The organism is Arsukibacterium sp. UBA5043 (assembly GCA_002415085.1).
In the GTDB taxonomy this organism is placed as follows: Bacteria; Pseudomonadota; Gammaproteobacteria; order Enterobacterales; family Alteromonadaceae; genus Alishewanella.
Map to the genome: position 1 here is coordinate 77982 of DIBV01000004.1, position 26156 is coordinate 104137.

Annotated in this window: 22 protein-coding genes and 1 tRNA gene; 9 read left to right on the forward strand and 14 right to left on the reverse strand. The window is 47.9% G+C overall.

Annotated elements, in window-relative coordinates:
* The first annotated feature begins 178 nt into the window (after positions 1-178).
* Positions 179-1132 carry a hypothetical protein gene (locus B2Q61_RS04545; protein WP_290619945.1) on the forward strand — a complete coding sequence of 318 codons (954 nt, stop codon included), beginning with the start codon at positions 179-181 and terminating at the stop codon, positions 1130-1132.
* A gap of 38 nt (positions 1133-1170) precedes the next feature.
* Here the strand turns inward: B2Q61_RS04545 and B2Q61_RS04550 are convergent, their stop codons facing one another.
* The 4 genes from B2Q61_RS04550 to B2Q61_RS04565 form a co-directional block, all read right to left on the reverse strand.
* Positions 1171-1761, reverse strand: coding sequence for a uracil-DNA glycosylase family protein (locus B2Q61_RS04550; protein WP_290619947.1), 591 nt, complete (start codon positions 1759-1761; stop codon positions 1171-1173).
* A 6-nt stretch (positions 1762-1767) separates the two neighbouring features.
* A complete protein-coding gene (locus B2Q61_RS04555) occupies positions 1768-2115 on the reverse strand; it encodes a gamma-glutamylcyclotransferase family protein (RefSeq protein WP_290619949.1) in 348 nt (115 codons plus the stop codon).
* A gap of 15 nt (positions 2116-2130) precedes the next feature.
* Positions 2131-2526, reverse strand: a complete 396-nt coding sequence (locus B2Q61_RS04560; RefSeq protein WP_290619951.1) for a hypothetical protein — start codon at positions 2524-2526, stop codon at positions 2131-2133.
* Positions 2527-2637: 111 nt separating this feature from the next.
* On the reverse strand, positions 2638-5289 hold the full coding sequence (locus B2Q61_RS04565; RefSeq protein ID WP_290619953.1) for a hypothetical protein: 2652 nt from the start codon (positions 5287-5289) through the stop codon (positions 2638-2640).
* 31 nt (positions 5290-5320) lie between these two features.
* Here B2Q61_RS04565 and B2Q61_RS04570 point away from each other — a divergent pair, with 31 nt between their 5' ends.
* Complete coding sequence (locus tag B2Q61_RS04570; RefSeq protein ID WP_290619955.1) at positions 5321-5515, forward strand: hypothetical protein; 195 nt, start codon at positions 5321-5323, stop codon at positions 5513-5515.
* A gap of 156 nt (positions 5516-5671) precedes the next feature.
* Here B2Q61_RS04570 and leuD read toward each other — a convergent pair whose 3' ends face one another.
* From leuD to leuA, 4 genes are read right to left on the reverse strand one after another with little or no spacing between them, the layout of a single operon-like run.
* A complete protein-coding gene (gene leuD, locus B2Q61_RS04575; protein WP_290619957.1) occupies positions 5672-6274 on the reverse strand; it encodes a 3-isopropylmalate dehydratase small subunit in 603 nt (200 codons plus the stop codon).
* Complete coding sequence (gene leuC / locus B2Q61_RS04580) at positions 6271-7707, reverse strand: 3-isopropylmalate dehydratase large subunit (protein WP_290619959.1); 1437 nt, start codon at positions 7705-7707, stop codon at positions 6271-6273. Before leuC ends, leuD begins: the two co-directional genes overlap by 4 nt.
* Entirely contained in the window at positions 7707-8786 is a 1080-nt protein-coding gene (leuB, locus tag B2Q61_RS04585; RefSeq protein WP_290619961.1) for a 3-isopropylmalate dehydrogenase, read from the reverse strand. The genes leuC and leuB overlap by 1 nt, the downstream gene beginning before the upstream one ends.
* Complete coding sequence (gene leuA / locus B2Q61_RS04590; RefSeq protein WP_290619963.1) at positions 8786-10393, reverse strand: 2-isopropylmalate synthase; 1608 nt, start codon at positions 10391-10393, stop codon at positions 8786-8788. Before leuA ends, leuB begins: the two co-directional genes overlap by 1 nt.
* A 376-nt stretch (positions 10394-10769) precedes the next feature.
* On the opposite strand from leuA, the gene B2Q61_RS04595 reads away from it, so the two are divergent.
* A complete protein-coding gene (locus B2Q61_RS04595; protein WP_290619965.1) occupies positions 10770-12080 on the forward strand; it encodes a hypothetical protein in 1311 nt (436 codons plus the stop codon).
* A gap of 79 nt (positions 12081-12159) precedes the next feature.
* Positions 12160-12246: transfer RNA gene (locus B2Q61_RS04600), tRNA-Leu, on the forward strand.
* 49 nt (positions 12247-12295) lie between these two features.
* On the opposite strand, the gene B2Q61_RS04605 is transcribed toward B2Q61_RS04600, so the two are convergent.
* On the reverse strand, positions 12296-12745 hold the full coding sequence (locus B2Q61_RS04605) for a hypothetical protein (protein WP_290619967.1): 450 nt from the start codon (positions 12743-12745) through the stop codon (positions 12296-12298).
* A gap of 45 nt (positions 12746-12790) precedes the next feature.
* Positions 12791-13474 (reverse strand): hypothetical protein, encoded by a 684-nt coding sequence (locus B2Q61_RS04610; RefSeq protein WP_290619969.1) that lies wholly within the window; start codon positions 13472-13474, stop codon positions 12791-12793.
* A gap of 709 nt (positions 13475-14183) precedes the next feature.
* Here B2Q61_RS04610 and B2Q61_RS04615 point away from each other — a divergent pair.
* The 5 genes from B2Q61_RS04615 (at position 14184) to B2Q61_RS04635 (ending at position 20647) form a co-directional block, all read left to right on the forward strand.
* Positions 14184-15470, forward strand: coding sequence for a hypothetical protein (locus B2Q61_RS04615; RefSeq protein ID WP_290619971.1), 1287 nt, complete (start codon positions 14184-14186; stop codon positions 15468-15470).
* Between the two features lie 1197 nt (positions 15471-16667).
* Positions 16668-16958 carry a hypothetical protein gene (locus B2Q61_RS04620; RefSeq protein ID WP_290619973.1) on the forward strand — a complete coding sequence of 97 codons (291 nt, stop codon included), beginning with the start codon at positions 16668-16670 and terminating at the stop codon, positions 16956-16958.
* Between the two features lie 383 nt (positions 16959-17341).
* Positions 17342-18913, forward strand: a complete 1572-nt coding sequence (locus B2Q61_RS04625; RefSeq protein ID WP_290619975.1) for a methyl-accepting chemotaxis protein — start codon at positions 17342-17344, stop codon at positions 18911-18913.
* Between the two features lie 176 nt (positions 18914-19089).
* The gene (locus B2Q61_RS04630) at positions 19090-19986 is read left to right on the forward strand and encodes a hypothetical protein (RefSeq protein ID WP_290619977.1); all 897 of its coding nucleotides are present in this window, start codon (positions 19090-19092) and stop codon (positions 19984-19986) included.
* Complete coding sequence (locus B2Q61_RS04635) at positions 19961-20647, forward strand: CPBP family intramembrane glutamic endopeptidase (RefSeq protein WP_290619979.1); 687 nt, start codon at positions 19961-19963, stop codon at positions 20645-20647. The genes B2Q61_RS04630 and B2Q61_RS04635 overlap by 26 nt, the downstream gene beginning before the upstream one ends.
* A 61-nt stretch (positions 20648-20708) precedes the next feature.
* Here the strand turns inward: B2Q61_RS04635 and B2Q61_RS04640 are convergent, their stop codons facing one another.
* The 4 genes from B2Q61_RS04640 to B2Q61_RS04655 form a co-directional block, all read right to left on the reverse strand.
* A complete protein-coding gene (locus tag B2Q61_RS04640) occupies positions 20709-22964 on the reverse strand; it encodes an amino acid permease (RefSeq protein WP_290619981.1) in 2256 nt (751 codons plus the stop codon).
* Between the two features lie 101 nt (positions 22965-23065).
* Positions 23066-24070: a cytochrome d ubiquinol oxidase subunit II gene (locus B2Q61_RS04645; RefSeq protein WP_290619983.1), complete on the reverse strand. Its 1005-nt coding sequence runs from the start codon at positions 24068-24070 to the stop codon at positions 23066-23068.
* Positions 24067-25461 (reverse strand): cytochrome ubiquinol oxidase subunit I, encoded by a 1395-nt coding sequence (locus tag B2Q61_RS04650; RefSeq protein WP_290619985.1) that lies wholly within the window; start codon positions 25459-25461, stop codon positions 24067-24069. Before B2Q61_RS04650 ends, B2Q61_RS04645 begins: the two co-directional genes overlap by 4 nt.
* Positions 25462-25484: 23 nt before the next feature.
* Positions 25485-26036, reverse strand: coding sequence for a GbsR/MarR family transcriptional regulator (locus B2Q61_RS04655; protein WP_290619986.1), 552 nt, complete (start codon positions 26034-26036; stop codon positions 25485-25487).
* Positions 26037-26156 lie beyond the last annotated feature (120 nt).

Sequence of the window (26156 nt, forward strand, 5' to 3'; positions counted from 1 at the left end):
AGCAGGCTTTGCGTAGCAGGTAAATGCTTTCCCGCGGCAGTCACTAATTATTCCAACGTAGTTAAGTTATTGATGAAATAGTTAACCAACTCACTTTTCGCCAGCTAAGGTGTTGTGCTACGATTTGCCGCTTTTGTAAATAATACGTTTTATAAATAATAGTGAATAAAGGATTAGTATGAATAAATTAGTTGTTGGTGCCGGTATTGTTGTGGTTGCCGCCGCTGCGGGCTTTTATTACGCCAATTCGCAAGCTGAAAATGCCATTAAAGAACAAATTGAACTGGCAAATAAGTCGTATGCGGAAATGGCCGCTAGCGGTTTGATGCCAGCAATTAGCATTGGTTATCAGGATGTGGCAGCCAATGTATTAACCTCCAGCTACAGCGTTAGCGGTGTCGATGTCAGTGTGGCAGGCATGGGGCAAGTGGCAACGATTGAAAAAGTCACCGCAGCGGGTTTAAAGCCCAAAGGTCTGGCCGATAAAGGCAGCGCGCAACTGATTGGGGCCAAAGTGGCCGAGCCAATGCTGGCAATGTTACCGCCGCAAATGAGCGAGTTTGTGCAAGGTGTGGTGTTGCATGCCGACTACAGCTACCAGTATACCCCAGCGAACGGTGAACTCTATTTTAGCCAGGTTACCCGGGTAAATGACGAATTTAGTTTGGCTTACAACTTCTCGTTTGCCCAAATGCAGGAACTGTGGGCATTTGCCCGTGACATGAGTGAGAAAACACCAGAAGAGCAACAAGCGTTAAGTATGTCAGATAGCTATATGACGGATGTAATGGCGAATCTGGTAAAAGGTGCTTTGAAAAGTGGCGAATTGGTTATAACTAACGATGGCTTTATTGAGCGCCTGGTCGCGATGGCCAGTGCCCAGGGCCAGATGCCACCGCTGGATGCCTTGCAAGGCATGGCATTAATGGCAATTACTGCTGATGAGAACCTGCCTCTGGACATGAAAGAAAGCTTGACTACCTTTATTAATCAGCCAGAAAAACTGCAGATAAATATTAATTTTGCCGAGCCGGTTAGCTTTGAGGCGGTGCAATCGGGTGCGTTAATGGCTGAACTGCAAACCCCGGAGCAAATGATTGAATTTGCTAACCTGAAAATGGTCGCCAACTAAACCAGTAGGTTACTAAAAAGGCAGCCTGGCTGCCTTTTTTATTGGCAGGATGCCAACACCTGCTGCACCCTGGCCTGTAATGTTGGCAGTAACGTTGCAGTAAACCAGGGGTTACGTTTTAGCCAGATATTATTGCGCGGGCTAGGATGAGGCAGCGGTACCCGTTCAGGCCAGTATTGCTGCCAGTTTGCTACCGTCGCAGTTACGGTCTTTTTGGCATCGGTTAGATGATAAGCCTGTGCATACTGGCCAATAACCACAGTCAGTTGTAACCGGGTTAACTGCTGTAATAAAACCTGCTGCCAGGTGGGGGCGCATTCTGGCCGTGGCGCTAGGTCGCCGCTGTTGCCGCTACCCGGAAAACAAAAACCCATCGGTAAAATAGCGACCAGCTGCGGGTTATAAAACTGGCCAGGAGTTAATCCCAGCCAGGTACGCAAGCGTTCACCACTGGCATCGGCAAAAGGCATGTTTGCCTGATGTGCTTTACGACCCGGCGCCTGACCCGCTATCAAAATACGCGCATTGGGATGCCACTGTAATATTGGCTTTGGCTGAAGCGGCAGGTGCTCCGAACATAAGGTGCACTGACGAACTCTGGCCAGTAACGCGGCATTATCTTCAGCCATACCGGGTTACCTTAATTCAGACGCTGCGGCAGCATAGATCCAGCAATCAGTGCCAGACTTCAAACAGGCGCTTACCCTGATATAAGCATCCACTTCATAGTTGTCAGCTTGAGCCAGTTCAGCATCGTTGAGCTCATACACGGTACCGGCTACTTCATCGCTGCTGTTGCCGGTAAAACGCAGAATAGGGTGAATCGCTTTGCCACTTTCCTTAAGTACCCGCAGATCGGTAATTTCTATTTCACCGACCACATAGCCCGGCAGAATGTCCTGGCAGCCGGTAAGCTCACGGCCAAAGTTAGCCAGCTGGACGTTTTTTTGCTGCAAGGTGCCGTAGGAAAAAAGCTTAGGCATTGTTTACCTCTAAGGTTAGTCAGTTTGCAACGGCGCTATTTGTTTCAGTTCTTCTGCTGTCAGTGCTTTATAGCCTCTGAGATACGGCCAGCCAAAGCCCCAGCGAAATTTTGTTGGCAAATAGGGCGTGCCACCCGCTCTGACACCCGCCAGCATAATACGGGCAATTTCCGGCTCTCCCACCTTTGCTATACATGCCTCAAGTGCTTTGTCTGCTGCAAGACGCTGCTGATAAGTACCGCCTTGCCAGTATGCGTAATCGTGCGCAGTACAGCACGCCAGCCACAAATCATGTTGCTCGCGGGTGCCGTCCGGAAACACGCTGCAACCATCAGATTTAAAGGGTTCGATTTCACTGGCCAGGGAACCTGAGGGCAACAACACCAATAAAATCAGGATTATTTTTAACATGATAATTAGTTTCTGCTATTTCCTTAATTATTCCGGCGTTGCAGAGTTAAACAACCTGAGAAAAACCAGCCGGCCAGCTATCGGCAGAAAGATAGCTGGCAGCTACTGCTGTTATTTTGCGTACACAAAAAGCGAGTACTCGTGCAACCTGCCAGCGGCGGAGTCAATTTTTACCAATGCAATTATTTTGCTGCCATCCAGGGTATGGAACAGGTTTACCCCATAATTTTTGAATACAGTACCATTAATCGTGGTGGTTGGTATTTCTACAGCGCGCACGAATGCAAGACTGGGATAATTGTAAAGATGAATAATATGCCCGATTTCTGCATTGCCGTAGTACCACCAGGCCTCTGTATTGGATAGTGCTATTTCATCGTTTTTCTGGCTAAGTGCCTTGATTGCTCCGGTTATTCCTAATCTGCCAACGTATTGCATGTCATCTGCCTGGCCCGGGTTTGCCTTGAAAATATTACCGCAGGGAGTAAAAAGATTAGCGCCATCTTCAGAGATCCAGACATTGCCGCACATGTCATAATCGCCATGATAGGGTGAATCCCGAACGTAATGGGCGTTACCGCCAGAAATGTCATAAAGCTCAATGTCTGATGGTGATAATCCATTGTCTGCACCATAGATGAACTCGCCAGAAGGATGAGCAACTACCCGGGTGCCGGCATAAATGGAGTTCCCTGTATGTTCTGTTTCGGCGCCGCTTGCCAGCTCAATTGTTCTGATCCTGGCCCATTGGTCGGTGCTGGGAAATACATACAAGTAGCCATTGTCGGGTAACGCCAGATCAATGATGTCTGAGGAAACAGAATAGGTGGCGGTGACTTGCTTATTCAGCAGATCAATAATGGCGACTGAATTGGCATAGCCTACCGCGGCTGTTGTACCCGACAGGCTTATTTCCAGTACAGAAGAGCTGGCCGCCAGCGGAATCGTTTCAATGCTACTGTCAGCAACATCCAAAAGTATTAGCTGGTTCGGGTTTGCGGCAACCAACACGACCTTGTTTAATTGCTCAGAAAATGCTGACGCAGTTACATCAAAACCAAGTTCAATCAGCTGCTTATCATTCGGGTCTTCTGCAGTAATAATGGTTGTTGCGTATGAACTGTCATACACACCATCATTTACCTTTACCCGTACCTGATAACTGCCTTTTAAATCGGGGGTAAAGGTTGTAGTGATATCGTTTAATGCGGTTAACGATGCATTGCTGGATTCGGGTTTACTTACCAATTCCCAGCTATAGCTCAAATCTTCCTGTTCAGGGTCGAAGCTTGACGCTGCACTGATTTCAACCAACTCGTTGATATTAACATATTGATTTTCATCAATTATTGCTGCCGGGCGTAGATTGAATTCTTCAATGCTTGTAGGAGTATAAGCGATGCCGTACTGATACAGCAGACCACTGCTGTCATCTACTTTGACCAGTGATATCACATTACCGTTGGCGCGATGAAATACAAATTCTGCATCCGTCTGGTATGGTTGATCATTAATTACTGCTACAGGTAATTCTTTACTACCGATCGCCTCCAGTGTTTCATAGGCATAAAAATGCAGATGATTTTTATTACTCTCATCTACATAAACCACACTGTTCATATGGTGAGAAAGTGAGGATATATTGCCTTCAAGGGTTATGCTGCCGTTGTATCGCATATCCTGTTCCCGAACTTCTGAGGTTCGGAAAACATTGCCACAACGCGTGAAAACTCTCAGGCCATCCTGTGACATCCATAAGTCGCCGCACATGCCATAGTCGCCGTGATAGGGAGAATCATACAGATAAACCGGGGTACCAGCGCGAATGTCATATTTTTCAATATCAGACGGGCTTAACCCTCTGTCTGCACCATATATATAGTGATGAGAGGGATGGATTTTAATAACAGTGCCGGCTCGCACTGAGTTTCCTGATTGTTGAACCTCTTCACCCGTTGCCAGATTAATTGCCCGCAGTTTTTCCCATTGATCCGTTCTTGGCATCGCATAAATATAGCCATTAGTCGCTATTTCCAGATCAAACACGTCTGTCGATATTGAAAATACTTTCTCCACCTGCAGAGAACCAAGATTCACATATGAAATTTTGCCATTGTGGGCTACTGCCGCCATGCTGCCGTCAGGAAGAACCGAGACCGCGGTACCCTGATAACCCAGTGATACTACCTCGGTATTATGGCTCTCTGGTGCATACAGGTAGAGTTTCTTGTCATCACCGACAATAATTATTTTGTCCAGTGCAGCGTTATACACGGCATCAACTACATTAAATACCAGGCGCTGGAACTTATATGCGCCAATAACAAAGTCAAAAATCTCTTCACTTTCGCCACCAAAGCCATCCGAAACCTTTAACATTACCGAGTAACTGCCTGCTACGTCCGGGTAAAAAGTAATATCGCCGGACTCTCCCATAAGATCAGTTAAAACACTGCCTTGTGGTTTAGATAGTAGTGACCACTGATAGCTAAGAGTATGACCATCAGGATCGTTACTTTCACCGCCGTTCAGTTTGTAAGCCGTGAACAGGTTTGCCTTGTCCAATCCGGTAACGTTCGCAACAGGATCGCTGTTAGTAATATCAACTGAAAACTCTCTGCTGACCGTACCGGCTTTATCTGCAATGGTTACTGAAAACTGATAAGTGCCGACAGTATCAAAAGAAATTGCAAAAGAAGAACCTGAAAACGCTGCATTTAGCATATCGCTGCCGGCAGGTACGTGGATAATTTTTGCTGTCACAGATTCGCTGCCGGCAGAGGAGGAATATCCGATGCTGGCAGTTGTATCGATTCCGACCGTCGAGGAAGTTAAAGCCAGACCGCTGATAACAGCAGAGCTTGGCGGAGGCGGCTCATCAGTTGAAGAACCACCGCCACCACAACCAAACAGAAATATAGATACCAACAAAATTGAAAGCAACTTGCAGCAAAAATGCATCCGTGCCATGACAACTCCACATATATGAAAGTAAAAAGTAATAAATTGTATCAAAAAGAAATAAATAAAGAATAAAAATTAGCGGGTAAGTTTACGGGGATTTTTCTGCAGAACGTTGAACCAATTACTAAAAAGCGCAACCACCATCAGGTAACCTGCGCTTCTGATAGCCGATAACGAGATTTTAGCCCAGCCAGGGCTGGCTGGCTTTGCGGCTTTGCTCGTAATCGGCTATTTGCGGCTTTAACTGCTCGCTGGAGCCGATAAAATCTAAGCCGGATAATAACCGCTGTTTAATGTCGGCGTCGATATTAAAGCCCATAGCGGCATTGTTACCGAACATGATCTCCTGACTTTGCAAGTCAATTTGCCAGTGCTGTGGGCCCTGAGCGCAGCGATTAAACAATAATTCGATATTGGTTTTGCTTAGCTGAATTAATAACATGGCGTTATTGACGCTGTTATTAAAGAATATGTCAGCAAAGCTTTCGGCAATAATGACGTTAAAGCCAGATTGCTGAATAGCCCAGGGCGCGTGTTCGCGGCTGGAGCCACAGCCAAAGTTGGCGCGGGTTAATAAAATGCTGGCGCCACTATACTCTGGCTTATTAATCACAAAGTCCGGGTTGGGGCGGCCATCGGCTAAATAGCGCCAGTCAAAAAACATTGCCTGGCCAAAACCTTCACGGCTGACACTGGTTAAAAACTGTTTTGGGATAATCTGGTCGGTATCAACATTATTTTTATCCAGCGGGCACACTAAACCCTGTGCAAAAATCTTACTCATGCCTGGTCTCCTGGTACATTGCCAGTGGCGGCAATATTAACGAATTTGCCGGCGATGGCAGCCGCAGCGGCCATGGCAGGACTGACCAGGTGAGTGCGGGCACCTCGGCCCTGGCGGCCTTCAAAGTTGCGGTTGCTGGTAGAGGCGCAGCGCTGGCCGGCTGCTACCCGATCATCATTCATGCCCAGGCACATGCTGCAGCCGGGTTCTCGCCACTCAAAACCGGCAGCTTTAAAAATACTGGCCAGTCCCTCAGCTTCAGCCTGGCGTTTCACCATGCCCGAGCCTGGCACAACTAACGCCCGCACGCCGGCAGCAACCTGCTTGCCCTGCACTACAGTGGCGGCGGCGCGCAGGTCTTCAATCCGGCTGTTGGTGCAGCTGCCAATAAATACCACATCAACTTTGCAATCGGTCAGCTTCTGACCTGGCGCCAACCCCATGTAAGCCAGCGCTCGCTCGGCGGCATCGCGTTTGCTGGCATCGTTAAAGCTGTCCGGTGCCGGTACGCTCTGGTCGACGGCCATGACCTGCTCGGGGTTAGTACCCCAGGTAATTTGTGGCGTGATAGTGCTGGCATCGAGCGTGACGGTCTGGTCGAACACTGCTTCTATGTCAGAATGCAGGCTTTGCCAGTATTGCACTGCACTGTCCCAGTGCTCGGCTTTGGGCGCATGGGCTTTACCTTTAATATAGGAAAATGTTGTGTCATCCGGCGCAATCAGGCCGGCCTTGGCGCCCATTTCAATGCTCATATTGCATAAGGTCATCCGGCCTTCCATGGACATGGCGCGGATGGCACTGCCGCAGAACTCGGCAACATAGCCATTACCGCCGGCTGTGCCAAGTTTGCCAATAACCGCCATAATCACGTCTTTTGGCGTAACATGAGCACTTAATTCGCCATTTATTTCAATTTTCAGCGTTTTAGCCTGTTGCTGCGGCAGGGTTTGTGTCGCCAGTACATGCTCTACCTCGGAGGTGCCAATACCAAAGGCCAGGGCGCCAAACGCGCCGTGGGTAGAGGTGTGTGAGTCACCGCAGACAATAATCATCCCCGGCTGAGTTAAACCCTGCTCGGGGCCAATGACATGGACGATGCCCTGATCGGGGTGGGTTAAATCTAGTAACGGAATGTGGTTTTCAGCGCAGTTTTCCGCCAACGCTTCCAGTTGCTTACGTGAGGTTTCACCCGCGGCGTCCATGCTGCGGCGCTGGGTTGACACGTTATGGTCCATGGTGGCGAAGGTTAAATCGGGTCGGCGCACACTGCGCCTCGCCAGCTTCAAGCCAGAAAAAGCCTGCGGCGAGGTGACCTCGTGAATTAAATGACGGTCAACATAAAGCAAGTCGGTGCTCGGGTTTAACTTACCGACCACATGGCTGGTATATATTTTCTGATATAAGGTTCGTGCTGAAGAAATGGCAGCCATTAGTGTTCTCCTTGCTGGCGCAAAGTCGCTACAATGGCAGCGCCTACCGCGGCCGTGCTGTAAGTGGATTTCGGGTCAATGTCGCGGGTAACAATGTGTTGCTCCAGGCAATGCTGCACGGCTTGCTCAATAGCCCGGGCGGCGTCTTCCTCGCCAAAGCTGTAGCGTAGCATTAAGGCCGCACTTAAAATCTGGGCGATGGGGTTGGCGATGCCCAAGCCTGCGATATCTGGCGCACTGCCGCCAGCCGGCTCATATAAGCCAAAGCCACTGCCATTTAAGCTGGCTGAGGGTAATAAGCCTAAACTGCCGGCAATAGCGGCAATTTCATCGGATAAAATATCGCCAAACAGGTTGTCGCACAGTAATACATCAAACTGCTGCGGGCTGCGAATAAGCTGCATCGCAGCGTTATCGATATACATATGCTCCAGCGTAACCTTCGGATAGTCTCTGGCGATGCGCTCAACCGTTTCACGCCATAAAATACTGGTTTGCAGCACATTGGCTTTATCAATTGAGGTCACTTTATTGCTGCGTTTTTGTGCGGCTTCAAACGCCACTTTGGCAATCCGTTCAATTTCAAATACGCTGTAGCGCTGGGTATCAAACGCAGCGGTGTCGCTACGGCCTTTTTCGCCAAAATAAATGCCGCCCGTCAATTCCCGTACGCACAACACATCCATACCTAAGCTGCTGACTCGTGGGTGTAATGGTGATAAGTCGGCAAAGGCCGGGTAAATTTGGCCGGGGCGTAAATTACAGAACAAATCGAAAGTTTTGCGTAGTGGTAATAGCGAGCCGCGCTCCGGCTGTTTGTCCGGTGCTAAGCCAGTCCATTTTGGCCCGCCAACCGAACCAAATAAAATAGCATCGCTTTGCTGACAAACCGACAAGGTTTGTGGCGGTAACGGTTCGCCGGTGGCATCGATGGCGGCGCCGCCAATCAGAGCGGGTGTCAGTTTTAGTCCAAAATGGAATTTATCAGTGACTGCCTCCAGTACTCTGACGGCTTCGGCCATGACTTCCGGACCAATGCCGTCTCCGGACAGTACCGCAATGTTATAATGCTTGCTCATTATTGTTCACCTGCTGCAATGTTTATTGTGTTTTTTTCTGGCGCATGTATACGCGTATGCTTCTGGGCATGCTTATGGGCATCAATAGTCTGGGCGCGCTGGATCATATTCAGCACATGAACATAGGCCAGTACCGAGCTGCGCACGATGTCAGTAGCCAGACCGGCACCATGAAAGCGCCGGCCTTCGTGTTCGGCGATAATATCGACCTGACCCAGCGCATCTTCGCCGCTGCCTTTGGCTTGTAAGTTAAAGTCGACCATTTTGATCTGCAGTTTGCTGATGCGGGTAATAGCGCTGAACGCCGCTTCGACCGGGCCATTACCGGTTGCGGCTTCGGTAAACAATTGATCGCCGCAGCGCAGACCAACGGTAGCGCTGGCAATGTGGCCGGTGTGGGTAGACGAGCTTAAGAAATCCAGTGTGTAATAGTCGTTTTGCTCCTGCATATTTTCAAAAAACACCAGGGCTTCTAAATCATAATCAAACACCCGGCCTTTCTGGTCGGCCAACGCGACAAAACTTTTATAGACTGCTTCTAAATCGTAATCGCCGTTGGTGTAGCCTAGTTCGGCTAAGCGGTGTTGGATAACATGGCGGCCGGAGCGGGAGGTTAAGTTCAGCTCATTCTGGCGGATACCCACTTGCTCGGGTGCCATAATCTCATAGGTGTTTTGCGCCTTTAACACGCCATCCTGATGAATACCGGAGCTGTGGGCAAAGGCGTTTTCGCCGACAATCGCTTTATTTGGCTGGATTGGCATATTACAGATCTGGCTGACCAGGTGAGAGCTGCGGTAAATTTCAGTGGTTTTAATATCGGTATACAATGGTGCCAGCACATCTTTGCGGGTGTTGATAATCATTGCCACTTCTTCCAGCGAGCAATTACCGGCGCGCTCGCCAATGCCGTTTACCGTGCATTCAATCTGGCGGGCGCCGGCCTGAATGGCACTGATACTGTTGGCCACCGCTAAGCCTAAATCGTTATGGCAATGTACACTTAAACGGGCTTGATCGATGTTTGGCACTTTGTTGCGCAGGGTGCTGATAATGGCCGCGAATTCGTTGGGGATGGTGTAGCCGACGGTATCCGGAATATTAATAGTGGTGGCGCCGGCCGTAATGGCCCGTTCGACAATCCAGCATAAATCGTCAATTGGGGTGCGGCCGGCATCTTCACAGGAAAACTCAATATCGTCGGTATAACGGCTGGCCAGCTTAATGGCCGCCACGGCTTGCTCAGTAGCCTGTTGCAGCGTTTTGCGCAGTTTATATTGCAGATGCAGCGGCGAGGTGGCAATAAAGGTATGAATGCGGCGACGCTCGGCGTCTTTTAATGCTGCACCGCAGGCTTCAATATCGGCGCTGACTGCCCGGGCCAGACCACAGATCACCGGACCCTTTACTTCGCGGGCAATCCGCTGCACCGAGTCAAAGTCACCGGGGCTGGAAACCGGAAAGCCCACTTCCATCACGTCTACTTTCAATCTGGCGATGGCATGGGCCAGTTGTATTTTCTGCTTCTGACTTAAACTGGCGCGTAATGCCTGCTCGCCGTCGCGTAAGGTGGTATCAAAGATCCAGATTTTATTGTCGCCGCTCATCTCGTGTTTCCTGTTCCGTTATTCCGGTGTCGGTTGCAACCTGTGGCGGGGGCTTAAATGCAAAAAACCCCGGCCAGTGGCACGGGGTTTTTTGTTATCGGCTCGTTACGTTTCTACCAATAAACCACACCCCGCGCACCGCTGAGGAGCACGAGGAGGCTGATAATAAAAACACAACGTTGTAAATTCATTAATTGCTCGTATTGGTTAATTGAATAGCAAAGCGACATTAGTAATAACATGGTTATTTTTTAACTGCAACAGTATAGATGTCTAAACGCATGAAAAAGTTGCTGGCAAGCAAGCTACGCGCTAGGCTTAAGCACATAATAATGTTCTAACTCATTAAAACTAAAACAAACCAAGGAAGTTAATTATGCAACCACGCCTGTTTAAACCATTGGTAATTACCGCGAGCCTGATGCTGATAACAGCATGTGGCGAAGCGCCTGAACCTCGGGTTGCTGCTACGGTAGCACCAGATAATATTGCCCGTCAGTATATCCAGTTGGTTTTAGCACTGGGTGAGCATGACAGTAATTACGTTGATGCCTATTATGGCCCCGCCCAATTGCGCGATGAGGCACTCGCCCGCGGCATGAGTGCGGCAGAAATTGCTGCTGAGGCAAAAGCTCTGCTTGAGAAAATCGATACCCAACCCCAGGCAGACAGCGATTTGCGTAAGCTGCGACTGCATTATCTGGACAAGCAAATACAAGCATTGGTTTTTCATGCTGAGCATCTGAGCAACGGCAAAAAAGCCAACTTTGAAGCCCAGGCCCAAGCGTTATATGACACCACGCCGCCCAATTACAGCCTGACTGATTTTGATGAAGTGCTGGCCGGTATTGATGAGCTGGTGCCGGGCGAAGGTAATTTAACCGAGCGGGTAGTGGCCTACCGCAAAAACTTTGTCATTCCGGCTGATAAACTTGATGTGGTATTTCAGCGCGCTATTGATGAGTGTAAGCAGCGCACCGCGGCGCATATCAGTCTGCCGGAAAATGAAGATTTCAGTCTGGAGTATGTGCAGGATAAACCCTGGAGCGGTTACAACTGGTATAAAGGCAAAGCGTACAGTTTGATTCAGATTAACAGTGAGCGGCCAATCGATATTTCCCGCGCCATTGACCTTGGTTGTCATGAGGGCTATCCGGGCCACCACACTTATAATGCGTTGCTGGAGCATAAACTGGTCGATGAGCTTGGCTGGCAGGAGTTCAGTGTCTATCCGCTGTACAGCCCGCAATCCTTAATTGCCGAAGGTACCGCCAATTATGGTATTACCCTGGCTTTTCCACTCGAGCAGAAAATGGAATTTGAACGTGATGTGCTCTATCCGCTGGCCGGACTGGACCCGACAAAAGCGGCTGAGTACGCTGCATTTTTAAAATTAATGGCCAAGTTAAGTTATGCCGGTAATGAAATTGCCCGCCAGTATATTAATGGCGATATTGATGGCGAGCAGGCGGTGGCGATGCTGCAACAGTACAGCCTGAACAGCGAAGCCGAAGCGCGGCAGCGGCTGCGCTTTTTCGACAGTTATGGCGCTTATGTTATTAACTATAACTGGGGTAAAGACCTGGTAAAAGACTATATTGAACAGACAGATGACCAGACTGAGCGCTGGGCCCGGTTTAGCCGGCTGTTAACAACACCAAGGGTGCCATCGTCAATCGAGTGGTAAATAAAATACTTGCATAAGCGGCCGGCGTTCATTATTATGCGCGCCGTTCTGCCAGCACTTTTCAGTGCAACGCAACTCTGCCCGGGTGGTGAAATCGGTAGACACAAGGGATTTAAAATCCCTCGCTCGAAAGGGCGTGCCGGTTCAAGTCCGGCCCCGGGCACCATTTAGTTTTCAAATTTAGCCCTTCCCCATATCTAGTCTGTTTTAGTCTGTTAGGCTCTCTTACCTCTTGTGTTGTCAGGCAAACGGTCTCTTAGCTTATGAATTAAGTACTCCTCCAATGCTGAGGCTTCAAAGAATAGTTCTCTCGGTACCGCCCAAGTCACAATGCTAGTTGGCATTTGACTCCATTGATGGCCTTTTGCAGGTATCGCAGACTGCTTATCCACATCGCTAACAAAATAGCTACCGAGCCGATACCCTAAATCTTGCTGTGACGCCTTACCGATATAGAGCACGGTTGCCCCTGAGAGAATTGCGTAAACACCGCGCTCTTGACAATTCGGCCACATTTCTGGCCAATGCAATGCAGCATCTGGAACTTTCAACTTATTACTAAAAAGACTGTAAATTTCACTTTTGTTAATTGCTGGTAGCTCTGAACGTCGATACTCAGAACTAAATGTAGTAACGAGTTTGTCTATATCTTCTATGGTAACCATGATTTCATACCTTTTATCGTATTAACTTGATCATTTTGTAAAACGTTAATTTGGATGGATAAAGAGCCACATTGATAATCTAATCTGTCTCTTTAGCGAAGAGTCGATACAAAGACCTACGTATACTTGCTTGGTCGGCAACTTTGCTGGAAGTTCAGTTGTTTCCTGAGAAAGGGAATCTGAAAGATAAGTGCCGACATCATCAATATTAAAACCCGCATTCAAAGTCGAAGTTACATTCTCAATCATATCTGGGTTAAAGTTGTCTGATCCCGCAGATGCCACAGCAAATGTCGAAGCAGCCATTTCAATAGAGTATCCGCACTTCTCAATATATGGAACAACATCGTCTTTCCAAAACGAATTAAACGGCGTATTTGGAGTGCTGGTTAGTGAAATATAACCCAACTGAAAGGGTTTCTCTGGAATAGCCTCGTACAAAAATCCCATATTTGAATTCAAAAAGTAGGAGAGTGGTAGATTAGATTCGAAATTGACCCGCACCATATCCAGCAGTGACTCAAGATACTCCGACGGCCTGCTGAACTGCCCTGCGGCTTGAGCACACGTCTTGCGGTATTCGTCCATGTATCTCACACAACCATTTTCGCTAACAGGTTCTAAATTATGCTCTTTTGTCAGTTCAAACAGTTCGTATATGCCTGTCATTACCTGAATCAGTTTTTCTTTAAACTCTTCATGGGACTTTACGTTTGTTTTCACTTCCATTTTATCGGCCTTATATCGCTTTGATTCAACTGCCAGTTGCAGCCACAAAGCTAAGAGGGTTGAAACACTGGATTGGGGCGGTCTGATATTAAAAATATTTTTGTCAATTAAAACTGAGGGATGGAGAGAGGCTGATCAAACGCTAAGGCAGTTAATAAATACTTTAGAGGCTAAGCGGGGTCAAAAGCTGTTGTTTGCCTGCCAGGTCACCTTTAATGTGCCACTATAATCCTGTTCGGAAACAACATGCCGGCTAAATAAGCAATAGAGCTACAACCCACGCCGCCCTTGCTAGCGGTTACTATAATCTGCATAAAAAACCAAAATTAATTAACTATCAATTTGTTTTTTTAGGGAGTATTTTGGTGGGAAAACGGCACAAACTGTTGCTGAATAAGTGATGATATGTGCACTGTAGGTCGCAGTGATTTTTTGATTAATCTTATATCTTGCAACCCTTAAACCGCTGCGGTTTAATGCTGCTTGTATTTAAAATAACAACAAGCAGCAACAGACTCGCCGTTTCATTAGCCATTTCAATGTTATGGCTGCTTCCCGCAGCTCGTAACCGATACCATTTTAGATTCGATGGGTGATAACAAAAAACTGGCTACTGAAGTGCTGGCTTCACAGCAAAAGGGTAAAGATTTTGCGCGGTTGATACTGCGGTTGTTGGCAAACTAACTACTATAGTTCAGTGGAGTATGTAATGAGTCGATGGAACGAAAACTTCAAAAATCATATCGTGCATAAAAGTGTGGCGGACCTAGATAACTTATTATCCAGTCGTGAGAGAGATCATGACGATGGGGCTACTGCCGAGGTTCGCAGAGCCCGTAAGGTTATTGAACTGATAAAGGGCGCATTAAACGGACTTGATCCCGAAGTAACGCCAACAAATATGCTTGATAGTCTGAACTCGCAACTTCAGGAGCGTTATCTTGTTCAATACCTGACAGCATTTGCTGGTAGTGGTTCAATTGACCATATTCAAGCGGCAAATGAGCAGCTCGCACCTATTTTACAGCCACTTACATGGTTAGTCCCATATGCCAAACGATTAGCTGTAAGAAGTCATGCTAAGTCACTGGAAAATACTATTGATATAGCTATATCGAATCTGGAAGCTAAAAAATCAACGATTGAAAACTCACTCACAGATTTGGATGAGAAAATGTCTGAGCTCGCTGATACCCAAGATAAGCTTGATAGCACCATGGAGCTTAGAAAAAGTGAGATGGATCAGCAGATATCAATGTGGCAACAGCAATTCTCTGACAGCCAGGAAAAAAGGCTCGACAACTACAATAACTGGAAAGAGAAAGTTGAAACCGATATCAAAGTTAGGAATGAGTCTTTAATTGATAAATTGAAAACTGATGTCGAAGTAATGCATGACGGGACTGAGAGTGAGCTTATAGGTTTATTGGGTGATGCAAAAGCCAAGTATCAGAACATTCTGGACCTTTACCAGCTATCTTCCGGAGACAGCATATCTGGAGGATACGCAAAATCTGCATCTGATGAAAATAAAAGTGCCGATATCTGGCGTCTAGTATCTATAGGTTTCATCATCGCTAGTGTTGCTTGGCTAATTATTGCTTATTGCCAAATTACGGGCATTTCATTCGGTACTGTTCCCTCAGTTGATAATATTGCGCCAGTAGACAGTCAGTTTAATTGGCAACGATTTATAGTTAGTTTTTCCTTAACTGGCGTCCTGTTGTTTGGTGCCGGATATGCAGGTCAACAATCAAATAAACACCGAGAAGAGGGCAAAGCAGCCAGAACCTTTGCACTGCAAATTAAGGCACTAGATCCATTTATTCATTCATTAGAACCTGATATACAAGCAGCTCTTAAAAAACAACTAACACCAACTTTTTTTGCAGGGTATCAGCACAACGATGTAAATCATCGCACTGAGCCTGAGAAAAATATAACTGAATTAACTAAGGCGATCAGCGAACTTATTCGAACTGCCAAGGGGAATTAGCAATGGGGCGAAAACACAAGGAATCGGTATTAGAACAGCTATTTAGCCAATTTTGGGATATGACCGAATACTTTTGGCAAGTAGGGGCGGCCATCACTGTTATGCTGCTTTGCGGTGCTACAGCGTCTGCTGTGTGGGTGATTAATTTTGAGCAAAGCCTCACTGATAGTCCAATTAACCAGATCTTCCAAAATCTAAGCTGGCTCTTTTATGCAATACCACTAATTATTCTGGGATTGTCGTTGCTGTTCGGCAGGTGGGCTTATCTGTCGTACCTAAAACAGAATGGAACAATGTAGTATTCAATTTGACTAACGCAGCTGACTAATTTACATACGAAGTTATCTATACCGCAGGATTTAACAAGGCTAGAATTCGAAATTAACGTTTTAAGAAAAGCTATTGTAAAAAATATAAAGGCCAGTTACCTGAAAACACTCTATGTAAGGTAACTCTACAAGATAAAAAACAAACCAATTTAAAAAGGGTTTTACAGTGCCATATTTAATTATACTCATAGTTGCATTAATTGTTTTTTACAGGTCAGTAAAAAAAGATTCAAAAATCACTTATTTTTTGTTTAGATTTAGTGGGATTATCACAATAGCAAGTTTCTCATATTTTTTATACGACGTTGGTGCAGCTTTTGATAATGGTGCAAAGAGGATATCTACTCTCTCATTAATTTTTTCGTTGTTCACATTTATCTTATGGCAAGGCAAAGTAAGCATGCGAATTCTAAACAATGATCAAAGTAGCAGAGCTCTAAGAATAATCGTGAGAATTTTCAGCATTGGCACTATGTTTCCATTCAGTATTTTATCAAAGAAAATGTATCAGAAATTTGATGTTGAAAAGCGGGCAATATAACTACTTTTGCAGCTTAATTACCTTAAACGGAGATTTCATTTTCCCCGCTATAAATCGTCAGAAGTTTTTGTATGCCGCAGTTGCGGCTGGAAAAAAGTTCTATTGGGTGTAAGTGATGTCCGGGTCGCTGGAGTTGACTATTTCGCTTATTGCCCTAAATGCTCAAGTGATAATCATGAGCTAAGAACTGCAAGATTAGTAGAAAGACTTAAAGCAAAGATTTTGCGAGGTTGATACTGAGGTTTGTTGAGAGAACAGGGTCTTCATAACTGGCTATGGATGCGTCATAATGACGCCGTAACTCAACGACTAATATAGGATGGCATTTTGAATTTAGAGCAGTTCCTACTTGATGTATACGCGCAAACAGAAGGTGGAAAAAAATATTATCCATACAAAGGTGTGCGGGGCCCAAAGGCAGGCTTGTACAGTGTTAGCTACTCAGGTAGATCCAACGAATATGTTGGTGTAAGTGAGCAAGAGCTTATCACAGCGATTGAAGCTGGCCGCTTTAGTTCTCGAGGTACCATCCGTATGTTGCCATTAGAGAAATTAGCAGGAATGCAAAGAAACGGCTTTTCACCAACGCACTACAAAGGTTTACCTATTAAAAAATAGTTCATTAGATGGACTCTAAATGCTATGTGTAACTTATGTGCAGGACGCGACGGAAAAATCGCCTTTTTCTAGAGGCATTTGCAAGAAGTTACTGCCTAAACCAGAGTGACAAGCCTAACCTTATGAATAGTTAAAGCGTTTTAAAATCCCTCGCTCGAAAGGGCGTGCCGGTTCAGGTGTTCGCCACTTCCTTGTGGCTCACCCGCACAGCGGGCCAGCTGATGCTGTCAAATATTGCTCCCGGCAATATTTTCCGGCCCCGGGCACCATTAAAATCTCCTTTTGCATACTCAATTATCCTTTTTCCAAAAAATTCATTACTTTAAACTTTGCAAAAAGTTGCTATTGTTAACTTTCGTGCAGCTATTAAGGCAGAAGTCTCAATGAGAAATAACCAACCGGTTACCCAGAAGGAATATGTTTTTCCTGCGTCAGACAGATTAATTTCAGGAACTGATGCTAAAGGCAATATCTCTTATTGCAACGAAGCCTTTATCGAAGTCAGCGGCTATAAAAAAGAAGAGCTGATTGGAAAGCCTCATAATATGATTCGGCATCCTGACATGCCGCCGGCGGTTTTTAAAGAGATGTGGCAAACTATCGCATCCGGGCATGTCTGGATGGGGCAGGTAAAAAACCGCCGTAAAAACGGTGATTACTACTGGGTAAGCGCTTTTGTTACCCCGGTGTTTGAAAACAGCAGAGTGGTGGGCTATGAGTCTGTCAGGGTGTTGCCGCTTGAAGATGAAAAAGCCCGCGCTGAAGCCGCTTATGCCCGGTTGAGAGCGGGCAAGTCGAACTTGTCAGTTTTTTCACGTACCGGTGCAGCGCTACAAGCATTGGCGCCGATTATTGTGCCTGGCATACTGGCCAGTGTTCTGGGGTACAGTTTATCTGGTGCTGTAGCAGGTACCATAATACTTACTACTACGGTGCTCTCGGCAGTATGGTTAGCTGCCCGGCAAAAGTCTCAGTATCTGGATATTGTTAGTATTAGCGCGGAATCTTATTCGAATGCTATGGTGGCAGAAACCTACTTTGCCGATGTAGGAAGCAAGGCAAGGGTGAAGTTAACGTTAGCCTGCGAAATAGCCAGAAGCAGAACGGCGTTAACCCGTATTGCCGATGCCGCCGCGGTGCTGGATTCTATTGTTCAGAATACCCAACAAGAATCGGAGTCAACTTCGGCTGCCGTGATGCAACAAAGTCAGGCCACCCAGCAAATTGCTTCGGCTATTACTCAAATGTCTCAGGCAATCCAAGAGGTTGCAGGTAATGTGCAAACGAACTCGGTCAGTGCGCGTAATGCGCTGGGAAGTGTGGATGATGGTGCAAAACTGGCCAATGAAGCTAAAACGGCCATCGATGCTCTTAGTAGCTCGGTAGTGAGCATTGCCGCGACAGTGCGTGAGCTTGCCGAGTCTACCAATGAGATTGGCCAGGCGGCTAATCTGATTTCTACCATTGCCGACCAGACCAATTTACTGGCACTCAATGCGGCTATTGAGGCGGCCCGTGCTGGTGAGCAAGGCCGGGGGTTCAGCGTTGTTGCTGACGAAGTGCGCGCCCTGGCTGGGAAAACGCGGGAATCAACCGATAAAATTCATATTATTGTGGAAAAACTGACGAAGAGGGCAATGAGTGCGGTAGGTACCTCGGAAAAAGGGGAGCAAGCGGCCCAGCATGGCGTAGAAACAGTGGAGCATACGCGCCAGGCGCTGAACAACATTCGCGACGCTGTTCGCACTATTACCAACTTAACCGAACAAATGTCAGCGGCCGTTGAAGAGCAAAGCACCGTGGCAGAGCATATTAATCAGCAAATTGTTGAAATCTCTGACAGTACCTCGGTCACGCAGAACTCAGCCAAAGGCGCACTGGATGCCAGTAAGCGTTTGGCAAAAACTGTAGCCAATATGCGCTCGATTATTGACCGCTTCTCGGGAAAACGCTGAACCTAATCTGTTTAGCCGGGCTACTCTGTTTTGCCAGTGGCTGTCGCTGGCGTAATTACAGCAACTGAGGCTCCGACTTCAGCTCACCTCACGGGCGCTTTAGTGACTTTTGGCACTAACAGCGCATGGCAGGCCTTGTTAGGCTGCTTAAAACAACTCAACCGTGAGGCGGAACCATGCGACTAACATCCTTCCTGTTAATACTATTAACCATAGTGCCCTGGGCAAGCCGCGCTGCCGGTGCAACTGTGGCCGCTAACCCAGCTGAACTGCAGCAGGGAACAGTTGCCATGCGTACCGATCTTGATTTGGCCGAGAAGTATATTAAGCAAGCGCTGAAGGCAGCACCAGATAACCCGGAAGTGCATTTTATTTGTGGCCGGATTATGGGCCGGCAAGCTGGCGATGCTATCTTTTCGGCACTGAGCTACGCAAAAAAGTCTTTAACGTGTTTAAAGCAGGCTGTTTTGTTACAGCCGGACAATACCGCTTATCGTCGCGGGCTAGTGTCTTTTTATTTAGGTGCGCCCGGTATTGCGGGGGGCGATGAAGACCTTGCCTGGCAGCAGGTTGAGCAGATTAGTGCGATTGATGCGCTGCAGGGGGCGTTGGCCAAGCTCAATTTCTACCGGCAAACAGAGCAAAAAGACCAGTATCGGCAACTGCTTGAGCAAAGCCGCATTGACTTCACTGCGCACGCTGAATTTCATTATCGGCATGGCTTATTGTTGCAAGAAGAAAAACACTATACCCAGGCGTTTGCTGCCTTTACTGCTGCAACTCAGGCAGCAAAAGACAATGCAGACGTTTATGTGCTTAATGCCTGGTATCAAATAGGCCGCACTGCGTTGTTTAGCCAGCAGCAGCTGGCAGAGGGTATTGACGCGTTGAATTATTTTATCGCCCATGCCCATGCGGCGGATGATCTGCCGGAAAAAGCCTGGGCCCATTTGCGTTTGGCGCAGCTGCATAAACTCAATGATGATAATGCCCTGATGCAGCAGCATCTTGGCTATGCAGAGCAAAGTAACGATAAGGAGTTACAACGTGAAATCAGACGTTTACAACGCTAAGCAACCCGATCGCCGCTCTGGGTTGATTGCGCTTGTCGCCATCCTCGTTTTCCTGCTGATGGAACTGCCCATCCGTTTGGTGTTACAACCGGATCCCTGGCTGTTGGAAACCCGACACTGGTATTTTAATCAGCCACTGCGTCTGGTTATAGAGCTGACCCTGGTAGTGGTGCTACTGGCCGTTATCCGTTTTTGTTATCCGACGCTGCTTAAGATTAAGCGCAGTCAACTCAGTTTGCTGGCTGGGAGCATGCTGGCGAGTGCTTTACTGTTTGGCTTATTAGAGACAGAGCAATTACTGCACAGTTTCTCAGCCGGGTTATGGCTTTGGCTGGCTTGGTTTAGTTCAGGCTTTTGTATCGGCATAGGGCAGGAGCTATTGTACCGGGGACTGCTTTTTACCAGTTTGCAGCGGCATATGTCGCTAGGGTTAGCTACGGCGATGACCACTATTCTTTTTGTTATTGCACCGCTGCATTCGCTGCGCTTATGGCACTATCTGCAGCAGGAGCAATTTACCATAGTGGCAATGTTAGTCGCTATTTACATCGGCGTAAGCCTGCTTTTTCAGTGGTTGCGTAATCACAGTAGCAATGTCATGGTGCCGGCGCTGGTGCATGGCGTTGGAAATGCCGTCACCTGGGTAGCGGTATTCGCCTGAGGGTGATGCCGGCGCTGAACGCCGGCTAATTTTGTTCAAGCTAAAAAAGAAAATGACTGACTTAACCTTCTTTTTGGTCATCGCCATTGTCTGGATCCGGGTCCAGTTGCATTGACTTTGACGCCTTTACCAATACCAGGTTCGACAGGTTATCGACCAGGCTCTGCAGGCCGACTTCAAAACTATCGACTATTTCATCCTCTTTGACTTCAATTGGGAAAAACACCAGTTCTGACTGGCTGGAGTAACGCTTAATACTATCTAAATCGACTTTATCTAGTGCTTCTACTTCAGACTCAATTCGCACTTTATCCAGATAAGTTGCGAAAATATCCCGTACTTGCTGCTTAGAGTAGCGCTCTGCCTCCGTAAGAATGCGCAGCTTGGTGTTCTGCCAGCCCCTGGCGCGGGTGCAAAGGTATGCAAACATCAACATAAGTCTGGCAGTAGGGCCGCCGCGCCACCAGATATCAATTCTTCTGCCTTTTGTGGGTGCTTCGTTAGCAAATAATGGGGCGCGGGCAGAGGCGAGCGCAACCAGATTAATATCAGCTTTGATCATTTCCAGAAAGTTGGCGGCGTAATCATCAGGTGAATGCTCTTGCTTTGAATCATTCGACGATGTCCAGTTAAGTAGCGCAGTGTTGGGGGTTATCGGGCCAATGCCGTAAGCAGACATTATATGGCGCAAGCCACTTTGAAAGTCAGAGGCCTGCATCACCAGGGTAAACGCCCTGACGTCTGTGTCATCAATAGCTTGCTGATACTGCTTGAGAATTTGCTGCTGCTCGGGTTCATCAGCGTGCTGCGGGTTAACAATCCGGGTCAGGGTAATCAGGCCGCTTTGTCCTTCCAGTACGGCAGAAAAGGTTAATAGTTGCTTATGCCGCTCTGGGGTTTTGGAAAATACCAGCATATGCGGACGCCAGTCTCCGGGGTGGGGCTCCATGCTATTGAGTTCAAACAGCAACTCCCGCACCCGCTTAAACAAGGCACCACGTTGATGATCAGTAAAACTGCGGTGTTGATGACTGCGTGCCAGATACTGGTGCAAACCAAACAATACTGCGATGGCGATTACACAGGCGATAAGATTAATGGCCAGCATGGCGACAACACAGCCTATACCGCCAATAAGGCTGACGATTTTATGTGACCATTTAAAGCGTGGCCGAAAAAAAGGATTGTCTGAGTGTAGGGCAAAAAAGGTCGCATAGTTTAACAAGGCGTAAGCCGCCAGAAAAAACATACTGATAACCGGCGCCAGCAGGTTGAGATCGCCAATGATCACACAAAGCAGGGCGATAGCGGTGGATGCCATCACGGCACGGCGCGGATTATTATCCTGGCCTTCGCCTTTAGCAAACGGCACCAGAAACGGGATCAGCTTATCGCCGCCCATCGCCTGCAGCACCCGTGGTGCGCCCAGCATAGACGCCATGCCTGACGACAGCGTTGCTGCCATGACTGCGGCTGCAACCAGTACGGCCCACATTGCTACGTCGGCCATAATGTAATAGTTATCGGTGAGTTCCGAGATGCTGGCAGTACCGGCCAGTACCAGTGCCACCAGCACATACAGCGCCGCCGACAGACCAATAGCTGCAAAAGTGCCTTTTGGAATAGCGCGGTGCGGCGCCCGTAAGTCGCCTGACATATTCAGGCCCTGGGTAAAACCGGTAATCGCCGGGAAAAATAAGGCAAAGGCCAACCAGAATTGCTCTGCACTGGCATCGGTTTGCCAGTTAGTCACCAGCGTTTGCTGGCTAAATGTGTTAATGCCGCCGATAAAAAATGACAGTAAGCCAGCGGCCACCAGCGCCATGATCAAAAATTGTAATTTGGTGGTCCAGTCTGCTCCGAGCCAGGCAAAAATAAATAAAACCACGGTGATAGCAGCGGCCAGTATCCGCACACTGAGCCAGTCCGGCAGCGTTACCAGATGGTTTAGCACTTCCACCAGGCCCATCACATAAAAAGCTACGGAGATGGAGATAGACAGAAACAACGTTAGGCCTAACGCGCCGCCAAATGCTGGGCCAAGCGTGCGGGAGATGACATAGTAGAAACCACCCTCTTTCACCCGGATATCGGTTGCGATCACCGCCAGTGACAAGCCGGTTAGCAGGCATAAGGTGAATGCCGCCGCCATAATCAGCAAGGTGCTGGCTAATCCAACCTGGCCAACAACATAGCCGGTACGAAGAAACAGGATAATACCGACGATGGTCAGAATGCTGGGAGTAAACACCCCGGCAAAGGTGCCGAATAAGTGGCGGCTGGCGTCGGTATTGGCAGAACTGCGGTGTTTATTCAATATAAAGGCCTATGCAAAGCGTTTTTATTAAAACCTAGCACACTGCAGTTACTGTTGAAAGGTACCTCTGTAACACCAGGCCCGAATGGCAGGCCACTTTGTCAGTAATATTTTAAGCCGTCGGCTTTGCCTCTGAAGGCATAGTACGCGAGTGCGGTGTAACCAATAATCACCGGGATCACCACTACGGCGCCGAAAAAGATAATCAGTAACGATTCACGCGAGCTGGCCGCCTGATACAGCGTTAACTGATTCGGTACCACATAGGGATAAAAACTCAGTGCCAGTCCCAGAAAGCTGCAGATAAAAATAATATTGCAGATAGCGAACGGCAACCAGGCACCATGATCCTGCGGCAGTGGCAGCCGTTTCAGTGCCAGATAACCAATAATAAACATGGCAAAGCATAGCAACGGTATCGCGGCAAACAGGTAAGCCATCGGCGGCTCAGTCCATACCTGCAGCGCATTGGCATTAACCAGCGGGTTGATGGTACTGACCGCCAGAATACCGCTAAGCGTAAGCACTCCGGCTATTTTACACTGCCTGATAGCATGCAATTGCAGCTCACCACTGGTTTTGCCAATCAGCCAGGCATTGCCAATCATCGCATAGGCAGCGGTAACGCAAAAGCCGCTAAAACAGGCAAAAATAATACTGCCGGCACTGTACTTAAGCCCCATCACATAAATACCCAGCATAAAGCCCTGGCTAAAGGTGGCCAGCACCGATCCGGCTTTAAAGGTGTAATCCCAGCGGGTTTTGCGGCTGGCTTTTACCTTAGCCCGAAAATCAAAGGCCACACCACGCAGAATTAAACCTAGTAGCAGCAAGGCTGCGGGCAAGTACAACGCATGTAAAATGGCACTATGGGCCGCCGGAAAGGCCACCAACAGCAAACCTACTGCCAATACCAGCCAGGTTTCATTGGCATCCCAGAACGGGCCAATTGAAGCAATTGCGGTGTCGCGCCAGGGCTCGTTGTGCATGGGTAGGGTGATACCCACGCCTAAATCATAGCCATCTAAAATGGCATATAACAGGATAGACAGGGCGGTTAAGCCACCGAAAATGAGTGCTAGATTTTCTGCAGTTAACCAGCTCATAATGCAGCTCCGGTGCGAGTGTCTGGGTTGTTATCTTGCAGTGGCTGACTGCGGTTTTCTACCAGACCTGGCCGGGTTAAGTCATATTCCTCCACTTCTACGGCACGGTTAGCCAGCCAGAACAGGGTTTTAATATAAGCCACCAGCAGCACGACATATAACACCAGATACATGGCCAGTGTCAGAGCGACATGTTCACCCGGTACCGTGGTTACCGCGTCACGGGTTTTCAGCACGCCATAGACTAAATAAGGCTGACGACCAATTTCAGTAACATACCAGCCGGCCAAGGTCGCCACCCAGCCGGAGAAGGTCATGCCAATAAGAATTTTCAGTTGCAGTGGCGACAACGCTTTTTTACGAAGTAGCTGATAACTGCCCCACCAGGCCATCAGCAGCATCAGCATGCCAATACCAACCATCACCCGGAAGCTATAAAACACCGGCGCCACCGGCGGATGTTCGCCGGTAAACTCGTTCAGACCCTTTAGCTCGCCCTCGCGGTCATGGGTTAAGATTAAGCTGGCTAGTTTGGGGATTTCAATGGCAAAGCGGTTTTGTTGGGTTTCCTGATCCGGGATCGCAAACAAGACCAGTGGCGCACCTTTTTCGGTATGCCAGATCCCTTCCATGGCGGCAATTTTCTGTGGTTGATGCTCCAGCGTATTTAAGCCATGAAAATCCCCGACCAGCACTTGGGTTGGCGCGAGAATAGCAGCACTGAGTATGGCCGTTTTCAGGGTCAGTTTCGGCGCTTTTTTATTGTCGCCTTTTAGCAGGCGATAAGCTGAAATACCGGCTACCAGAAAGCAAACGGTCAACGCTGAGGCCAGCAGCATATGAACAAACCGATACGGAAACGACGGGTTAAAAATAATCGCCAGCCAGTCTGTGGCATGGGCAACGCCATCAACCATTTCAAAACCTGCCGGGGTTTGCATCCAGGAGTTAAGCACTAAAATCCAGAACGCCGAGAAGGTGGTGCCAAGCGCCACCAGAAAAGTCGCCAGGGTATGCACCCAGCGCGGCACTTTGTGAAAACCAAACAACATAATGCCAAGCATGGTCGCTTCAAGGAAAAATGCCGTCAGAATTTCATAGGCAAGCAGCGGGCCTGCTATATTCCCGATGCTTTCCATAAAGCCCGGCCAGTTGGTGCCAAACTGAAACGACATGGTAATGCCACTGACCACTCCCAGTGCAAACGTCAGGGCAAATACTTTTACCCAGAAACGATAGGCCCGCATCCAGACCGGATGCTTCGAGATATCAAAGCGTACTTTGAAATAAAACAACAACCAGCCCAGGGCAATGGTGATAGTAGGAAACAGAATATGAAAACTTATATTGGCCGCAAACTGGATGCGGGACAGAATTAGGGTATCTAACATAACTACCTCAGCAGTAATACGCGCTAAGCGTCTTTTTTGGCCCGAAACTTATCGGTGAACTCCAGCACCTTACTCACACCTGAACCCAGCTTCATCAGCGTGTTCAGTTTTTCGGGTGACAACGATTGTAAGCTTTGCGTCCATTCTGTAATGTTTTCCAGCAAATCGTGAATTTCGGTGATCCGCTGCTGAGCATAAGCCTCATCTTTATTGGCAGCCTCATCCATCATAATATCGCGCAGTAACGACAACGTTGGGTCCATCTCACGTTTACGTCGCTCTTCGAACACTTTATTCGCCATATCCCAGATGCTGCCGCGGCTTTGATAAAATTCGCGTCGCTCTCCTTGTTTATGAATTACCTGTACCAGTTGCCAGCTACCCAGTTCTTTCAATCCCATGCTAACGTTACCACGGGAGATCCCAAGCAACTCGGCAATCTCATTGGCGCAAACCGGCTCTTCACTTACTACCAGCAGGGCGTATATCTGCCCCACTGTGCGGTTAAAGCCCCAGCGGCTCCCCATTTCACCAAAGTGACAAACGAAAGACTCGATCATGGGCGTCATCTGCATTGGGTAATCCTTACTGAACTTTCAGAAATTTCTGAAACTATTGTACGCCCGAACTTTGATCTGGATCAAGTTGTTTATGCCATTACGCCATGTGTAGCAACAGCGGGTCTCTGACGGTGA

Excerpts from the sequence above, each read along its gene's own strand:
- B2Q61_RS04545 (WP_290619945.1), top strand. The coding sequence starts at position 179 with ATGAATAAATTAGTTGTTGGTGCCGGTATTGTTGTGGTTGCCGCCGCT.
- B2Q61_RS04550 (WP_290619947.1), bottom strand. The coding sequence starts at position 1,761 with ATGGCTGAAGATAATGCCGCGTTACTGGCCAGAGTTCGTCAGTGCACC.
- B2Q61_RS04555 (WP_290619949.1), bottom strand. The coding sequence starts at position 2,115 with ATGCCTAAGCTTTTTTCCTACGGCACCTTGCAGCAAAAAAACGTCCAG.
- B2Q61_RS04560 (WP_290619951.1), bottom strand. The coding sequence starts at position 2,526 with ATGTTAAAAATAATCCTGATTTTATTGGTGTTGTTGCCCTCAGGTTCC.
- B2Q61_RS04570 (WP_290619955.1), top strand. The coding sequence starts at position 5,321 with ATGCTGGCAGTTGTATCGATTCCGACCGTCGAGGAAGTTAAAGCCAGA.
- leuD (WP_290619957.1), bottom strand. The coding sequence starts at position 6,274 with ATGAGTAAGATTTTTGCACAGGGTTTAGTGTGCCCGCTGGATAAAAAT.
- leuC (WP_290619959.1), bottom strand. The coding sequence starts at position 7,707 with ATGGCTGCCATTTCTTCAGCACGAACCTTATATCAGAAAATATATACC.
- leuB (WP_290619961.1), bottom strand. The coding sequence starts at position 8,786 with ATGAGCAAGCATTATAACATTGCGGTACTGTCCGGAGACGGCATTGGT.
- leuA (WP_290619963.1), bottom strand. The coding sequence starts at position 10,393 with ATGAGCGGCGACAATAAAATCTGGATCTTTGATACCACCTTACGCGAC.
- B2Q61_RS04595 (WP_290619965.1), top strand. The coding sequence starts at position 10,770 with ATGCAACCACGCCTGTTTAAACCATTGGTAATTACCGCGAGCCTGATG.
- B2Q61_RS04605 (WP_290619967.1), bottom strand. The coding sequence starts at position 12,745 with ATGGTTACCATAGAAGATATAGACAAACTCGTTACTACATTTAGTTCT.
- B2Q61_RS04610 (WP_290619969.1), bottom strand. The coding sequence starts at position 13,474 with ATGGAAGTGAAAACAAACGTAAAGTCCCATGAAGAGTTTAAAGAAAAA.
- B2Q61_RS04615 (WP_290619971.1), top strand. The coding sequence starts at position 14,184 with ATGAGTCGATGGAACGAAAACTTCAAAAATCATATCGTGCATAAAAGT.
- B2Q61_RS04625 (WP_290619975.1), top strand. The coding sequence starts at position 17,342 with ATGAGAAATAACCAACCGGTTACCCAGAAGGAATATGTTTTTCCTGCG.
- B2Q61_RS04630 (WP_290619977.1), top strand. The coding sequence starts at position 19,090 with ATGCGACTAACATCCTTCCTGTTAATACTATTAACCATAGTGCCCTGG.
- B2Q61_RS04645 (WP_290619983.1), bottom strand. The coding sequence starts at position 24,070 with ATGAGCTGGTTAACTGCAGAAAATCTAGCACTCATTTTCGGTGGCTTA.
- B2Q61_RS04650 (WP_290619985.1), bottom strand. The coding sequence starts at position 25,461 with ATGTTAGATACCCTAATTCTGTCCCGCATCCAGTTTGCGGCCAATATA.
- B2Q61_RS04655 (WP_290619986.1), bottom strand. The coding sequence starts at position 26,036 with ATGCAGATGACGCCCATGATCGAGTCTTTCGTTTGTCACTTTGGTGAA.